Origin of the sequence: Comamonas trifloxystrobinivorans, from assembly GCF_043359985.1 — a bacterium.
GTDB lineage: Bacteria > Pseudomonadota > Gammaproteobacteria > Burkholderiales > Burkholderiaceae_C > Comamonas > Comamonas trifloxystrobinivorans.
Window position 1 is genome coordinate 1 of record NZ_JBHZGV010000009.1, and the last position, 13,099, is coordinate 13,099.

The 13,099-nt window shown below is 61.9% G+C and carries 14 protein-coding genes; 6 read left to right on the forward strand and 8 right to left on the reverse strand.

All coding sequences use genetic code 11. From position 1 onward, the window contains the following. Positions 1-336: 336 nt before the first annotated feature. On the reverse strand, positions 337-1,314 hold the full coding sequence (gene rpoH, locus ACFIQF_RS11795; RefSeq protein ID WP_393943019.1) for an RNA polymerase sigma factor RpoH: 978 nt from the start codon (positions 1,312-1,314) through the stop codon (positions 337-339). A gap of 408 nt (positions 1,315-1,722) precedes the next feature. Here rpoH and cutA point away from each other — a divergent pair, with 408 nt between their 5' ends. Then, positions 1,723-2,082, forward strand: a complete 360-nt coding sequence (gene cutA / locus ACFIQF_RS11800) for a divalent-cation tolerance protein CutA (RefSeq protein WP_393943020.1) — start codon at positions 1,723-1,725, stop codon at positions 2,080-2,082. 39 nt (positions 2,083-2,121) lie between these two features. Here cutA and ftsY read toward each other — a convergent pair whose 3' ends face one another. Then, the gene (ftsY, locus tag ACFIQF_RS11805; RefSeq protein ID WP_393943021.1) at positions 2,122-3,312 is read right to left on the reverse strand and encodes a signal recognition particle-docking protein FtsY; all 1,191 of its coding nucleotides are present in this window, start codon (positions 3,310-3,312) and stop codon (positions 2,122-2,124) included. 28 nt (positions 3,313-3,340) lie between these two features. Between ftsY and ACFIQF_RS11810 the strand changes: the two genes are divergently transcribed. The 4 genes from ACFIQF_RS11810 (at position 3,341) to coaD (ending at position 7,511) form a co-directional block, all read left to right on the forward strand. Continuing rightward, positions 3,341-4,798: a M16 family metallopeptidase gene (locus tag ACFIQF_RS11810; protein WP_393943022.1), complete on the forward strand. Its 1,458-nt coding sequence runs from the start codon at positions 3,341-3,343 to the stop codon at positions 4,796-4,798. Positions 4,799-4,871: 73 nt separating this feature from the next. Continuing rightward, positions 4,872-6,215, forward strand: coding sequence for a M16 family metallopeptidase (locus ACFIQF_RS11815; protein ID WP_393943024.1), 1,344 nt, complete (start codon positions 4,872-4,874; stop codon positions 6,213-6,215). Continuing rightward, a complete protein-coding gene (gene rsmD / locus ACFIQF_RS11820; RefSeq protein ID WP_393943025.1) occupies positions 6,215-6,889 on the forward strand; it encodes a 16S rRNA (guanine(966)-N(2))-methyltransferase RsmD in 675 nt (224 codons plus the stop codon). Before ACFIQF_RS11815 ends, rsmD begins: the two co-directional genes overlap by 1 nt. Before the next feature lie 127 nt (positions 6,890-7,016). Next, positions 7,017-7,511: a pantetheine-phosphate adenylyltransferase gene (gene coaD / locus ACFIQF_RS11825; protein ID WP_393943026.1), complete on the forward strand. Its 495-nt coding sequence runs from the start codon at positions 7,017-7,019 to the stop codon at positions 7,509-7,511. Between the two features lie 48 nt (positions 7,512-7,559). On the opposite strand, the gene ACFIQF_RS11830 is transcribed toward coaD, so the two are convergent. From ACFIQF_RS11830 to ACFIQF_RS11855, 6 genes are all read right to left on the reverse strand, one after another. After that, positions 7,560-8,288, reverse strand: a complete 729-nt coding sequence (locus ACFIQF_RS11830; RefSeq protein ID WP_393943028.1) for an alpha/beta fold hydrolase — start codon at positions 8,286-8,288, stop codon at positions 7,560-7,562. Next, the gene (locus ACFIQF_RS11835; RefSeq protein WP_393943030.1) at positions 8,288-9,415 is read right to left on the reverse strand and encodes a zinc-binding metallopeptidase family protein; all 1,128 of its coding nucleotides are present in this window, start codon (positions 9,413-9,415) and stop codon (positions 8,288-8,290) included. The genes ACFIQF_RS11830 and ACFIQF_RS11835 overlap by 1 nt, the downstream gene beginning before the upstream one ends. Positions 9,416-9,737: 322 nt before the next feature. Next, positions 9,738-10,058: a BON domain-containing protein gene (locus tag ACFIQF_RS11840; protein WP_393943032.1), complete on the reverse strand. Its 321-nt coding sequence runs from the start codon at positions 10,056-10,058 to the stop codon at positions 9,738-9,740. Positions 10,059-10,141: 83 nt separating this feature from the next. After that, on the reverse strand, positions 10,142-10,528 hold the full coding sequence (locus tag ACFIQF_RS11845; RefSeq protein WP_393943034.1) for a hypothetical protein: 387 nt from the start codon (positions 10,526-10,528) through the stop codon (positions 10,142-10,144). Between the two features lie 107 nt (positions 10,529-10,635). Beyond that, the gene (locus ACFIQF_RS11850) at positions 10,636-10,797 is read right to left on the reverse strand and encodes a DUF1328 domain-containing protein (protein WP_393943035.1); all 162 of its coding nucleotides are present in this window, start codon (positions 10,795-10,797) and stop codon (positions 10,636-10,638) included. 151 nt (positions 10,798-10,948) lie between these two features. Further along, positions 10,949-12,331 carry a sensor histidine kinase gene (locus tag ACFIQF_RS11855; protein ID WP_393943037.1) on the reverse strand — a complete coding sequence of 461 codons (1,383 nt, stop codon included), beginning with the start codon at positions 12,329-12,331 and terminating at the stop codon, positions 10,949-10,951. Positions 12,332-12,444: 113 nt separating this feature from the next. On the opposite strand from ACFIQF_RS11855, the gene ACFIQF_RS11860 reads away from it, so the two are divergent. Continuing rightward, positions 12,445-13,077, forward strand: coding sequence for a response regulator (locus ACFIQF_RS11860; protein WP_393943039.1), 633 nt, complete (start codon positions 12,445-12,447; stop codon positions 13,075-13,077). Positions 13,078-13,099 lie beyond the last annotated feature (22 nt).

Here is a 13,099-nt window from a genome sequence, read left to right on the forward strand (position 1 = left end):
TTTGCGATATTGCGAACAAGAAAGGCATTTGATATGAAATTACACGAACAAAGTACTTGACGGGCACGACAGTATCTTCGCGCCAAGGCGCTCCGGTCAAACAGCTGCCGCAAGTCAGAGCACGAAGTTTGGCTGTCCTGCGGCAGCCAAACCGCCGGTATTGGCTGCGATCGCAGGCGCTGGCTGAAAGGGGTGGCGAGGGACATCCTGAACAGCCAACAGCCTGCGAGAGTCGCTCCTGTTAAGGGGGGCTTGTATCGGTAGGAGTGGGTACGCTTTGGAGGTGCCAATAAAAAACGCCGCAAGCTGCGGCGTTTTTGTTCAAGCGGTGAAGGCTTATGCGTACTCGGCCAAGGCCTTGCGCATTTTCTTCATGGCGGCCGATTCGATCTGGCGGATGCGCTCGGCGCTGACGCCGTAGACGGCAGCCAGGTCGTGCAGGGTCATGCCGCCCGAGCCATCGTCGTTCACCTTGAGCCAGCGTTCTTCCACAATGTGGCGGCTGCGCTCGTCCAAGGTGGCAAGCGCTTCTTGGATGCCATCGGTGGCCAGGTAATCGCGTTGGCGCGATTCCAGCATGGCGGTGGGCTCGTGCGAAGCATCGGCCAGGTAGGCGATCGGGCCGTAGGCCTGTTCACCGTCGTCCGAAGGGCTGGGATCCAGCAGCACATCGCCACCCGACAGGCGGGTTTCCATCTCGATCACATCTTCGCGCTTGACGTTGAGCTGCTCGGCCATCTGGTCGATCTCGCTCTCGGACAGGGTGTCGCGGTGCATGGCACCGTCTTCCATGCCGGCCTCGGCCTTGAAGCCTTGCTTCATCGAGCGCAGGTTGAAGAACAGCTTGCGTTGGCTCTTGGTGGTGGCCACCTTGACCATGCGCCAGTTCTTCAGAATGTATTCGTGGATTTCGGCCTTGATCCAGTGCATGGCGTAGCTCACCAGGCGCACGCCCTGATCGGGGTCGAAGCGCTTGACGGCTTTCATCAGGCCGACATTGCCTTCCTGGATCAGGTCGCCATGCGGCAGGCCATAGCCCATGTACTGGCGGGCAATCGACACGACCAAGCGCAGGTGCGAGAGCACCAGACGGCCGGCGGCATCGACATCGCCATTGGCTTTGAGCTTTTGGGCGTAGTTCTGTTCTTCCTCTGCGGTGAGCAGCGGGATACGGTTGACGGCAGAGATATAGGCATCGAGATTCCCCAGTGGCGGTACGAGCGACCAGGGGTTTGCAGGAGCCAATGCGGTGCTTGGGGATACGGCTCCAGTATGAGTTGTCACGCTAGAAGTCCTTTCGTCTATGCGTTGCATAGTAACACTGGTTGGAGTCCCTACGTGGGCTGGGAGTTCCTGCCAGCTGACGGGCTTGTTGGCCCATCGATTTTTCTGCTGAGATGCTGTTGAAGGCTTGTATTCAAAGCTATGAAAGCTATCAATTTAAAAGCGCTTTATGATTCTTTACCCGCCGCTGCTGCGCTGCAGCCGGCCGGGTTTATCGGCTATGGCTGACACAGGCTTGGGCGCGCCTGACCTGCGGTGGTGGAGAACTGGTTCTTCATAGTGGGGTTGGAGCAAGGCTGGCAGGAAAAGTTCCATCGCTTCCTGGGTTTTTGGCCAGTATCTGGTGCCGCGCAGTTTTTGCTGCTGATTCGCCCTAATGCCTTTTCAGTCAAACGCTGAAAGCTATCAATTTTGTAGTTTTAAAGAAAGATCGACAACATGGCTTTGCCTGTGACAAGCCCGGACGGTATCTCTGCCATGGTGACATGGTTGGCAACCACCGTAGACAGCGAAGAGTCCGCCCGCGTGCTGGCGGCTGCTGGCGTGCATGCGCGCCTGGCAGCCTGCGCCCAGGTGGAGGCGATTCAGTCGTACTACTGGTGGGACAATGCGTTGCAAACCAGCGCAGAGTGGCGCATTACCTATAAAACCACGGCTGGGCAGCGCCCGGCACTGCAAAAGCTGCTCGCCAGCCGCCATCCGTACAAGCTGCCGCAGTGGCTGTGGGGCGAGAGCGCAGCCAGCCCGGCCTATGCGGCCTGGGTGGCTGGCGAGGTGACCGCGCCGCTGCAAGTGTGAAGTTTGGCGCTGGGGCCGCCGCCCCGGCAACACAGGCGCTCAGGCCAGCAAGGCCTGGGCGAATTCCTTGGCGCGGAAGGTTTCCAGGTCTTCGACCTTTTCGCCCACACCAATGAAATAGACGGGAATGGGCCGCTCTTGCGCAATGGCGGCCAGCACGCCGCCCTTGGCGGTGCCGTCGAGCTTGGTGACGATCAGGCCGGTCAGTTGCAGCGCGTCGTCAAAGGCCTTGACCTGGGCGAGCGCGTTCTGGCCGGTGTTGCCGTCGATCACCAGCAGCACCTCATGCGGGGCCGTGTCGTCGGCCTTGGTGACCACGCGCTTGATCTTCTTCAGCTCTTCCATCAGGTGCAACTGGGTGGGCAGGCGGCCGGCGGTGTCGACCAGCACCACATCTTTGCCACGGGCCTTGCCGGCGGTGACGGCGTCAAAGCTGACAGCGGCCGGGTCGCCGCCTTCCTGGCTGATGATTTCGACCGTGTTGCGCGTGGCCCAGACGCCCAATTGCTCGCGCGCTGCAGCGCGGAAGGTGTCGGCAGCCGCCAGCAGCACGCTTTGCTGGCTGTCGGCCAGGTGTTTGGTGAGCTTGCCGATGGAGGTGGTTTTGCCCGCGCCGTTGACGCCGGTGACCATGATCACCGTGGGGCTGTGCTCGCCGATGACCAGAGGCTTTTCCAGCGGGGCCAGCAGCTCGGCCAGCGCCTCGGCCAGCAAGCCTTTGACGGCGGCGGGATCGGTGGTTTTGCTCTCTTTGACGCGGCGCTTGAGGTCATCGAGCAAGTGCAAGGTGGCTTTGACGCCGGTGTCAGCCATCAGCAGCGCCTCTTCCAGCTCTTCGTAGAGCTGGTCGTCGATCTTGGTGCCGGTGAAAACCGTGGCAATGCTGGAGCCGGTTTTGCGCAGGCCGTTTTTGAGACGGTCCATCCAGCTGCCGCGATCGCTGGCGGGCTCGGGTGCTATAGTGATTGGAGCTACAGGCGCTGGCTGGGTGGCTGCTGCTGCGCTTTTAGGCGCTGCATCGGCAGCGGCTTCGGGCTTGCCGCCCATGCCAAAGGTGTTGCGCAACCAGCCGGTTTTGGCGGGCTCGGCGGCGGGCGCAGGTGTCGTCGCAGCCGGGGTCACCGGCGCTGGGGCCGGAGCGGTTTTGTTATCGGTCTCGGCCGCCGGCAGAGCCGGGGTGGCGGGTGCTGCGTCAGCAGCAGGAGATTTTTTCTTGAAAAAACTGAACATTGTGGGCTACGTAGAATCAGCCTATTCTATGAAACGTTCCATCCTTTCGCTGGCCTTGATGGCCTCCCTGGGCGCTGGGGCTTCGGCCGCACTGGCTGCAACGCCGTCCAACATGTCTCAACCGGCCTCGGCCAGCGTCGCCCAGGCTAGCACAGTCCGGCAGTTCACGCTGTCCAACGGCATGACTTTGCTGGTGCAACCCGACAAGCGAGCGCCCACTGCGGTGCACATGGTCTGGGTGCGCGTGGGCAGCATGGACGAGGTCGATGGCCGCACCGGCCTGGCCCACGTGCTGGAGCACATGATGTTCAAGGGCTCCAAAACCGTGCCGCCGGGCGATTTCTCGCGCAAGGTGGCCGCCTTGGGCGGGCAGGAAAACGCCTTCACCAACCGCGATTACACCGGCTACTACCAGCAGATTCCGGCTGACAAGCTCGAAGCGGTGATGCAGCTCGAATCAGACCGCTTTGCCAACAACCAGTGGCCCGACAGCGAGTTTCTGAAAGAGATCGAGGTCATCAAGGAAGAGCGCCGCATGCGCACCGACGACAACCCGCGCTCCAGCCTGATGGAGCAGCTCAACGCCGTCACCTGGACGGCCTCGCCCTACCGCCGCCCGGTTGTGGGCTGGATGGGCGATCTCGATTCGATGAAGCCCGACGACGCCCGCGAGTTCCACCAGGCTTGGTATGTGCCCGAGAACGCGGTGGTGGTGGTGGCTGGCGATGTAGAGCCCGAGAAAGTGCGCCAGCTGGCTGAAAAATACTACGGCAGCATGCCCAAACGTGCGCTGCCCGAGCGCAAGCCGCGCCCCGAGCCGTTGCAAAAGGGCATGCGCCGCGTGGAATACAAGGCACCGGCCGAGCAGGCCTATGTGCTGATGAGTTTCAAAACGCCGAGCCTGCGCAAGCTGACCGAGCCCGATGCCAGCGACAAAGATGCGATGGCGCTGATGATGCTGTCGCAACTGCTAAGCGGCTACGACGGCGCCCGGCTGGACCGCAACCTGACGCAAGGCGCCACCCGCGTGGCCGATGCGGCTTTCAGTGGCGCCAGCGTGGTCAGCCGCGGGCCGGCCGTTTTCATGCTCGGCGGCGTGCCTTCGCAAGGCAAAACCGCCAAGGATGTGGAAGACGCGCTGCGCGCCGAAGTGGCCCGCATTGCCAAAGAAGGCGTGAGCGAAGCCGAACTGGCGCGCGTGCGCACGCAGTGGCAGGCATCGACGGTGTACGAGCGCGATTCGGTCTTTGGCCAGGCCAACGATCTGGGCTCGAACTGGGTACTGGGCCTGCCGCTGGATGCGAACGACCAGATGCTGGCGCTGCTTAAAACCGTGACCAGCGCCCAAGTGCAAGACGTGGCGGCGCGCTATTTTGGCGACGACCAGCTGACCGTGGCCACCTTGCTGCCCCAGCCTCTGACCGACGCCGACCGCGCCGCGCAAAAGCGCAGTGCGGCGCAAGGCAAGGACGGCGCCGTGCATTGATGCTGCGGCAACCGCAACCCCAATCTTTTTTTTCCCAGGCAGCCGCAGGCTGCCGGCAGACGGTGACAAATCCATGTTGAACACCACACACAAATCCCTGATCGGCGGCGCGGTGGCGCTGCTGGCTTCGCACTCGGCCTGGGCCTTGTTGCCCATCGAGCACTGGACGCAAGCCGGTGGCGCCCAGGTCTGGCTGGTGAACAGTCCGACGATCCCGATGGTCGACGTGCAGATCAATTTCGACGCGGGCAGCCGCCGCGATCCGGCCGCCCAAGCGGGCCTGGCCAGCGCGGCCGCGCTGATGGTGGCCAAAGGCGTAAAAGCCGATGGTGCCCAGCCCGCGCTGGACGAAAATGCCGTGGGCGAAGCCTGGGCCGATTTGGGCGCCAATTTCCAGGCCGGTGCCAGCAACGATTCGCTGAGCTATTCGCTGCGCTCGCTGACCGACGCCAGCTTGCTGGGCAAGGCCGCAGATCTGGCGGCCCGCCAGATTGCGCAGCCCAGCTACGACGAGGCCGTGTGGCAGCGTGAGCGCGAGCGCTGGAACGCCGCCATCAAGGAAGGCAATACGCGCCCGCAGGTGGTGGCTTCGCGTGCTTTCAGCAAAGCCGTGTTTGGCACGCACCCTTATGGCCAACGCGCCACCGAGGCAACGCTGGCACAGATCAACCCGGCCGCCATGCAGCAATATTTGGGGCGCTATGTGGATGCTTGCCGCGCCAAGGTGACCTTGGTCGGTGCGCTGGACAAGGCGCAGGCCGATGCTCTGGTCAAGCGCCTGCTCGCCAAGATTCCGGCCACGCCCGCTGCGCAATGTGCTGCGCTGCCAGCCGTGCCTGCGGTGCAGCCTTTGGCCAAGGCCGAAGAGATCCGCATTCCCTTTGATTCGGCCCAGGCCCAGGTGCTGATCGGCCAGCCCGGCATTCGCCGCGCCGACCCGGATTTTCTGGCCGTGATGCTGGGCAACCAGATTCTGGGCGGTGGCGGCTTTGCCTCGCGCCTGATGGAAGAGGTGCGCGAGAAGCGCGGCTTGGTGTATGGCGTGTATTCCACCTTCAATCCGGGGCTGGATGCAGGTGCTTTCCAGATTGGCCTGCAAACGCGGCCCGACCAGGCGGCCGAAGCCCTGAAGGTGACGCGCGAAGTGCTGCGCCAGTACATCGCCGAAGGCCCGAGCGACAAGGAATTGCGCGACGCCAAAGACAACCTGATTGGCGGCTTCGCCCTGCGCGTGGACAGCAATGCCAAGCTGCTGGGCAATGTCACCAATATCGCCTGGAACGGCTTGCCGCTTGACTACCTGGACCACTGGACGGACCGTGTCGAAGCCCTGAGCAAGGACGATGTGCGCCAAGCCATGGCGCGCATGGTGCAACCCGACAAACAAGTCACCCTGGTCTTGGGAGCCAAACCATAATGGGCCGCAGCACCATCAAAGACGAACGCCAACTGCGCGAGCTCAGCAAGCTGGCCGCGCAGCCTGCAGCAGCTGTGCCCGAGCGCAAAACGGCCAGCGCTGGCCGCTCGGCCCGCGTGGCCAGCACGGCGGCAGGCGAGATCCGTATCATCGGCGGCCAATGGCGGCGCACCAAGCTCGCGGTGCTGACCAAGCCCGACCTGCGCCCCACGCCCGACCGCGTGCGCGAGACCTTGTTCAACTGGCTGGGCCAGGATTTGGCCGGTTGGCGCTGCTTGGATGCATTCGCCGGCACCGGCGCACTGGGGCTGGAAGCCGCATCGCGCGGCGCTGCGCAGGTGCGCATGGTCGAATCCGACCAGCAACTGGCAGCCCAACTCAAGCAGTTGGTGCAAAAGCTGGGCGCCACCACGGTAGAGGTGGCACGCGGCGATGCGTTGGCAGCCTTGCAAGCGGGCTCGCGCTGGGATGTGATTTTTCTCGACCCGCCTTTCAGCGGCAGCCTGTTTGAAGCGTCGCTCAAGGCAGCGGCCAAGGCGCTGGCCGAAGGCGGCCTCATCTACTTGGAAGCGCCCGAAGCCTGGAGCGACGAGCGCTTGGCGCCTTTCGGCCTGGTGCAGCAACGCTACCTGAAAGCCGGCGCTGTGCACGCGCACTTGCTGCGCCAGTTGTGAGCAGCTGCTTCGCCTGCGCGACAGCTTTGCGCGGTTGCGCTGGTGCGTTTTCAGAAATCGTTTATGCTGCGCTGCAGCGAGCGCCGGGCAGGCTGGCGCGGCTATGCAGTGACAGCAGGAGACAAGCATGACCTTGGCCATCTACCCCGGCACCTTTGACCCCATGACCTTGGGCCACGAAGACGTGGTGCGCCGCGCCTACCAGTTGTTTGGCAACGTGATCGTCGCGGTCGCCGAGGGCCACCACAAAAAGACCATGTTCTCGCTCGAAGAGCGGCTGGAGATGGCACGCGAAGCCGTCAAGCACTACCCCAGCGTTCAGGTGGCCAGTTACTCGGGCCTGTTGCGCGACTTTGTCGTGGCCAAGGGCGGCAACGCCATTGTGCGTGGCTTGCGCGCCGTGACCGACTTTGATTACGAGTTTCAGCTGGCCGGCATGAACCGTTCGCTGATGCCCGATGTGGAAGCCGTTTTTCTGACGCCCAGCACGCGCTACCAGTTCATCAGCAGCACGTTTGTGCGCGAGATCGCCATGCTCAGTGGCGAGGTGGACAAGTTTGTCTCGCCCTACGTGGCCGAAAAGCTGATGAAGAAAGTGGCCGAGCGCAAGGCGCAGGAATAAGCGCTTTCAGACGCAGCACCTGGCTGCATGCGTCTGCCACACACACTCTTACGACTCAGCCAACCAGCCGTGCTGCTGCAACCAGCGTTGCATGGCGGCAGCCACGGCTTGTGGATGCTCCATGGTCAGCATGTGGCCGCAGCGGCCAATCCACAGCAGCTCAGCGTGCGGGATGAGATCAGCGATCTCCTGCGAGCATTCGGGTGGTGTCAGCTGGTCGCTGTCGCCGCACAGCACCAGTACCGGGCAAGCGCATTGCGACAGGTGCTGGCGTGCGTCAGGCCGCGCCGAGATGACCCGGTTTTGCCGCGCCAGCTGCGCGCCGCCAGCAAACAGCACCATGTCCAGGTAATGCTGCACCAACTCGGGCCGGGCTGCGCTGTCCGGGTGAAAAGCCATGGCCACGTTGGCGCGGATCAGATCGGCAAAATCGCCGGCTTCGAACATCTCGATGGCACTGGCGCGCAGCTCGCGCATGGCATCGTTTTCGGGCCGCGCATTGGTGCCGCAAAGCACCAGACCAGCCACCCGCTCGGGCGCCTGGCGCACCACTTCCATGGCGATGATGCCGCCCATCGAGGCGCCAGCAAGCAGCAGCGGCCCTTCACTGTTGCGCAGCACGCGGGCCGCCATCTCGGCAATGCTGTGTTCGGCCTCGTGCATGTGTGCCAGGCTGATGGCGGTGCGCAGGCCACGCGGCAAGTGCTCCAGCACGGGCAGCCACAGGCGTTCGTCGCAGCCGAGGCCGGGAAGCAAAATCAGAGCAGGGGTTGGCATCAGGTACTGGCTGGAGAGGTGTAGTTGTTTTGTTGCATGCCCGAGGCTGCGTTGCGCACCAGGTTGTGCACATAACGCAGCTTTTGGAGTGCACCGCCTGTCAGCACAAACGGGTAAGCGTCTTGCTGGCCCAGGCTGCGGTTGAGGCTGTTGAGCAGCAGGGTGACCGGCACCCACTGCGTCACCATGTCGTCAAAACTCGGCTGCGGTGCGGTGAACGGGTCCTGGATGCGCGCCGCGTTGGTTTGGCCGTTTTCTGGCACGGCCAACTGCGTGTGGTAGGTGGCGGCCGTTTCCAGCACATCGACCATGTGCAGGTAGTGCGCCCAGGACTCGGCCCAGTCCTCCCACGGGTGGGCGCTGGCGTAGGCGCTGACGTAGTGCGGGCTCCACTGCTCATAGCTGAGCGGGTGCTCGTAGTAGTGGTTCAGCGCCTGCTGGTAATCCTGGCGCTCGTCACCAAACAGCTGGCGGAAAGAGTCGAGCTGGCCGCCATCGCGCACCAGCTGGTCCCAGTAAAAATGGCCGGATTCATGGCGCAGGTGGCCGAGCAGGGTGCGGTATGGTTCATGCAGCGCCAGGCGCCGGCGTGCGCGCTCGTCGTCGTCGGCTTCGGCGATGTTGATGGTGATGAGTCCGCTGGCATGGCCGGTCAGCACCGGTGGCTGGTCGGGCAGGTCGGCCAGAAAGTGGTAGCGCGGCGAGCTTTCTGCCTGTTCCGGGTGCAGGCCGAGCCGGGCCAGGCTGTAGTACAGACGGCGTTTGGCGGTCTCCAGCTTTTGCCAGCGCAAAGTGTTGCCATCGACCGAGAGGTCCGGAAGTATGTGCGTCTGCCGGCAGGCGCTGCACAGCTGGTGCTCTTCCTGCGCCGGAATCGCAAAATTGCAGGCCTGGTAATGCAGGCGGTTGGCGCACAGGCGGTAGTACTGCTCTGTTTGCCCCGCCTGGTGCGCGGCACCCAGGCGATGGTATTGCTGCTCGGCCAGGCTGGCTGCGGCCGCTACCGGTTCGATGGCGCTCACATCGTCGATACCCGGCAGATAAGCGAGCATGGCGCCGCAGTGCACGCACTGTACGCTCTCAAAAAATACGATGTGACCGCATTGGTCGCAATGGAACAAACGCATGGCGCAAGCTTAGCGGATGTGGGCGCTTTGCGCGTAAGCGGGGAGGCTGCATGTTGTTTCAAAGTGGCTGGCAATGCTTGCCATAACGGCTGCGGGGCTGTTTTCTGGTTGGCGTTGTGCTGCTGGTGTGCAGCAACTGGCCGGGTGTTGCCCGAGGCAGGCGAGTTATTGTCTTGAAGTTCGTCCGGTGTACCGGCACCGAAGAGAAGGCAAAGACAGCTGTCTTGCAGCAGACAAGAGCAGGTGTCAGCTTCCCACACCCGCGTGACGGGCATAAAAAAACAGGCCCGACGGGCCTGTTCTTTGCGGGCGCTGGGCCGGCTTATTGCTTGACCACCAGGCTGTTGCGCACTTCGGTCACGCCTTTGACTTCGCGGGCCAGTTGGCCGGCGCGGTCTTTTTCGTGTTGCGATTTGGCAAAGCCCGACAGTTGCACGATGCCGCCATCAATGGTCTTGACATTGATCGAGGTGGCAGCGGTGTCCTTGTCTTCGGCCAATTTGGCCTTGACGGCAGCGGTCACGGCGGAGCCGTCGATGTATTCACCCACGGTTTCTTGCTTGCGGGCCACGGAACAGCCGGTGGCGATGACAAGAGTGGCACCAGCCATGGCGGCGATGGCGATAGCACGAGAGAATTGCATTTGTTATGTCCTCGGTTGATTAAGGGTGGGTCGAAAAAACCGCTGCATGCCAAGCCCAGGCCTCGCATGCCGACGGCGGGAAATCAGTCGCGGCGGCGGGTGGCCATGATGACCAGCGTAGCCAGCGCGGCACCTGCAGCCATGGCAATGGCCATGGACTTGCCGGGTTGGTCGCTCACGTACTCGTTGGCACGTTCTTGTGCACGGTAGAACTGTTCGCGGGCACGGTGCGAGGTGTCGGCCGCATAGTTGATGCCGCGCTCAGCAGCGCTTTGGGCGCGCGAGGCGATGCTGTCGATGGACAGGCGCTTTTCATTGCCAAATTCATCAATCGCGCGCTCGGCTTTGTTGGCAGCCGAATAGACGGCCTTGCGGGTTTTGTCTACGGCTTGTTCGGCACCGTCCAACACATCGTTGGCCACGTCTTGAGCCTTGTCCACAGCGTCCTTGGCGACTTTCTCAGTATTCATAAAGAGCCCTTTCTCTTGTTTCAATGGCAAAACCGCAGTGTACGTTGACCTGCGCACCCAATACAAATGTATCTCCTGGTGACTGCGGCTACAAGTTGGCGGTGACGCTACTTCTTCAACAATCCCATCAGGAAGGAGATGACGGCCAGGACGATAAAGACGAAGAACAGAATCTTGGCGATGCTCACCGCTCCAGCAGCGATGCCACCAAAACCGAAGACGGCGGCGATCAAGGCGATGACCAGAAACACGACAGCGTAATGCAGCATGAATGACTCCTTTAATGTCTGCCTTAGGCATGCACTTCAGTGTGCGATGGCGTCGATTTTGCGGAGTCGTGAAGCTCAGCCTTGCCGGTGAGGGCGGCATATGGGTGTAGGAAGATTCTTGCAGTGCTGCTGGGAAACGTCAGGTACGGCTTCAGGCGCTGCCTGGCGAAGTGTCGGCGTTGGCCGTGTCTGCCACCAGTGGCTGCGGCAGCACTGCCTCGACCACGGTGCCTTGGCCCGCGACGGATTGCAGCTTGAGTTTGCCACCCAGCGCTTCAATGCGGTGGCGCATGCCGGCGAGGCCGTGCGAAGACGGGTTGATGGCGCTGGTGTCAAAGCCCACGCCGTCGTCGCGCACCTTGATGGCAATGTGGCTGGGGTAGTTTTGCAAGTGAATCTGTACGTGGCTGGCCTTGGCGTATTTGCCAATATTGGTGAGCGATTCCTGGATCAGGCGGTAGATGGCCAGTTGCGTGCTCTCGGGCACCGCAATCGGCTCCAGGTTCAGCTCGACCAGCACGTTGCTGCTGTCGGAGAATTCTTTGCCCAAAATCTCCAGCGGGGGTGCCAGCCCCAGGTTGGAGAGCGAGGAGGGACGCAGGTTTTCGATGATGCGGCGCTTGAGCGCGATGCCGCTGTTGAGGGTGTCAATCAGGTGCTGAATGCGCTCGCGCACATCGGGTTGCTCCATGTCGATTTTGGATTTGAGGCGCGCCACATCGAGCTTGGCTGCGGTGAGCAGGGCGCCCAATTCGTCGTGCAGCTCGCGTGCCAAATGGGCGCGCTCGTCTTCGCGCACCTCTTGCAAGTGGGTGGCCAGCTCGGCCAAGGTAGCGGTACGCTGGCGTACCTGTTGTTCGAGCAGGTCGCGCTCGTCTTCCAGCATTTTTTGCTCGCGCCGCATCAGCTCGGTCAGCTGGTGCGATTGGCGCAGGTACAGGTAAAAAGCGATCAGGCCGATAACGCAGACCATGGCGATGCCAATGCGCGCCAGTTTCAGCGAGCGCATGATCTCGGCCTCGTTGTGCATGCGGCGCTCATAGCTGTGGGTGATGAGTTCGTCGCCGAGGCGGCGCACCAGGTCCATCGAGGCCTTGCTCTCCGGGTTGTTGACCATGTATTGCAAGGCGTCGCTGTAGCCCTTTTTGCGCATCTGCAGGCTCAGCTCCATTTCGTTGAGCCGCTTGGCGATTTCGCGCCCGAGCAGGGACGAGGTTTGCAGGTCTTCCGGAAACAGACTGTAAATGGCTCGCAGCTCATCTACAGCATTGTTCACATTGGTGCTGGCTTGCTGAAAGTTCTCAATGTGTTGCTCGTCGCCCGAGAGCAGGTAGCCGCGCACATTGCCCTCGGCCAGGGCGATTTGCTGCATCAGCTTGTCAAGCGTGGTGCGGGTTTGGAACGTGATCGTCAGGTTCTGCAAAGACTCGCTGGAGCGCGTGTAGCTGAGCTCGTTGATACCAATCAGTACCAGAGCAGCCAGCAGGGCAGCGGGCAAACTGATGGCCCATTGGCGTAAGCGCGACCAGCGCATGGAGCTTCCTTTTGTGCAGTGTTTCGGTTTATGCTTTCATAATAGAGCATATGCTATGGCTGTATGACAGCGAATAGCGATACTTATTGCAGCGCCCTAACCCTAGGAGTCCTATGATAAAAGTGGGTATCGTGGATGACCACGCGATTGTGCGATCCGGATTGAAGCAATTTCTGGCCGAGCACGTGGATCTGCGCGTAGTAGGTGAGGCGGCCAATGGGCGCGAAGCCATCGATCTGGTGCGCAACGAAGAGATCGACGTATTGATCATGGACCTGTCGATGCCCGGCCAAAGCGGCATCGATGCCCTGGCCATGCTGCGCGCCAAAGCCCCGGACATGGGCATTCTGATCTTGAGCGGTTACCCGGAAGCGCATTACGCCATCAACCTGATTCGCCAAGGCGCCAGCGGTTATCTGAACAAGGAATGCGATCCATCGGAAATCGTCGAAGCGATCCGCACCATCTCTTTGGGCAAGCGTTACCTGACGCCGACGGTGGCCGATTTGCTGGCGCAGCAACTGCACCGCAAGGACGATGTGCCGCCGCACGAGCAGCTGTCCGAGCGCGAGTTCCAGGTGTTTCTGAAGCTGGCGCGCGGCGAGACGGCAGGCAATATTGCCGATCAACTGTCGTTGAGCGTCAAAACCGTCAGCACCTACCGCACCCGGCTGATGGAGAAAATGGGCCTCTCGTCCAACAGCGACCTGACCTATTACGCGCTGAAAAACGGTTTGATCGACTGAGCCTTACGTATTTGTCCATAAA

Excerpts from the sequence above, each read along its gene's own strand:
- rpoH (WP_393943019.1), bottom strand. The coding sequence starts at position 1,314 with ATGCAACGCATAGACGAAAGGACTTCTAGCGTGACAACTCATACTGGA.
- cutA (WP_393943020.1), top strand. The coding sequence starts at position 1,723 with ATGGCTTTGCCTGTGACAAGCCCGGACGGTATCTCTGCCATGGTGACA.
- ftsY (WP_393943021.1), bottom strand. The coding sequence starts at position 3,312 with ATGTTCAGTTTTTTCAAGAAAAAATCTCCTGCTGCTGACGCAGCACCC.
- ACFIQF_RS11810 (WP_393943022.1), top strand. The coding sequence starts at position 3,341 with ATGAAACGTTCCATCCTTTCGCTGGCCTTGATGGCCTCCCTGGGCGCT.
- ACFIQF_RS11815 (WP_393943024.1), top strand. The coding sequence starts at position 4,872 with ATGTTGAACACCACACACAAATCCCTGATCGGCGGCGCGGTGGCGCTG.
- rsmD (WP_393943025.1), top strand. The coding sequence starts at position 6,215 with ATGGGCCGCAGCACCATCAAAGACGAACGCCAACTGCGCGAGCTCAGC.
- coaD (WP_393943026.1), top strand. The coding sequence starts at position 7,017 with ATGACCTTGGCCATCTACCCCGGCACCTTTGACCCCATGACCTTGGGC.
- ACFIQF_RS11830 (WP_393943028.1), bottom strand. The coding sequence starts at position 8,288 with ATGCCAACCCCTGCTCTGATTTTGCTTCCCGGCCTCGGCTGCGACGAA.
- ACFIQF_RS11835 (WP_393943030.1), bottom strand. The coding sequence starts at position 9,415 with ATGCGTTTGTTCCATTGCGACCAATGCGGTCACATCGTATTTTTTGAG.
- ACFIQF_RS11840 (WP_393943032.1), bottom strand. The coding sequence starts at position 10,058 with ATGCAATTCTCTCGTGCTATCGCCATCGCCGCCATGGCTGGTGCCACT.
- ACFIQF_RS11845 (WP_393943034.1), bottom strand. The coding sequence starts at position 10,528 with ATGAATACTGAGAAAGTCGCCAAGGACGCTGTGGACAAGGCTCAAGAC.
- ACFIQF_RS11850 (WP_393943035.1), bottom strand. The coding sequence starts at position 10,797 with ATGCTGCATTACGCTGTCGTGTTTCTGGTCATCGCCTTGATCGCCGCC.
- ACFIQF_RS11855 (WP_393943037.1), bottom strand. The coding sequence starts at position 12,331 with ATGCGCTGGTCGCGCTTACGCCAATGGGCCATCAGTTTGCCCGCTGCC.
- ACFIQF_RS11860 (WP_393943039.1), top strand. The coding sequence starts at position 12,445 with ATGATAAAAGTGGGTATCGTGGATGACCACGCGATTGTGCGATCCGGA.